Raw genomic sequence first — 717 nt, forward strand, 5'->3', positions numbered from 1 at the left:
GCTGGGTCAGGCCCAGGTTGCCGCCCTCGCCGACGACCTTGACCCGCAGGTCCTGGCCGTCGACGCGGATGGCGTCGTTGGACTTGTCGCCGACGTCCGCGTTCGACTCCGCCGAGGACTTCACGTACGTCCCGATGCCGCCGTTCCACAGCAGGTCCACCGGCGCCGTGAGGATCGACCTTCATCAGCTCGGCCGGGGTCATCTTGGTGACCTTGCCCTCGATGCCCAGGGCCTCGCGGATGTGGCTGTTGAGCGGGATCGACTTGGCCGTGCGCGGGAAGATCCCGCCGCCCGCCGACAGCAGCTCGGTGTTGTAGTCGGCCCAGCTGGAACGGGGCAGCTCGAACAGGCGGCGGCGCTCCGCGTAGGAGACGGCCGCGTCCGGGTCGGGGTCGATGAAGATGTGCCGGTGGTCGAAGGCGGCGACCAGACGGATGTGCTCGGACAGCAGCATGCCGTTGCCGAACACGTCACCGGACATGTCACCGATGCCGACGACCGTGAAGTCCTCGCTCTGCGTGTCCACGCCCAGCTCGCGGAAGTGCCGCTTCACGGACTCCCAGGCGCCGCGCGCGGTGATGCCCATGCCCTTGTGGTCGTACCCGGCGGAGCCGCCGGAGGCGAAGGCGTCGCCGAGCCAGAAGTTGTAGGTGTTCGCGACCTCGTTGGCGATGTCCGAGAAGGTCGCGGTGCCCTTGTCCGCGGCGACCACCAGG

At 68.9% G+C, this 717-nt stretch carries 1 pseudogene; it reads right to left on the reverse strand.

What is annotated here, in order from left to right:
- Nucleotides 1-717 (reverse strand): annotated as a pseudogene (locus C3481_RS16150) (NAD-glutamate dehydrogenase domain-containing protein); the annotation flags it as partial.

It is taken from the genome of Microbacterium sp. Ru50, from assembly GCF_002920555.1.
Classification (GTDB): domain Bacteria; phylum Actinomycetota; class Actinomycetes; order Actinomycetales; family Microbacteriaceae; genus Microbacterium; species Microbacterium arborescens.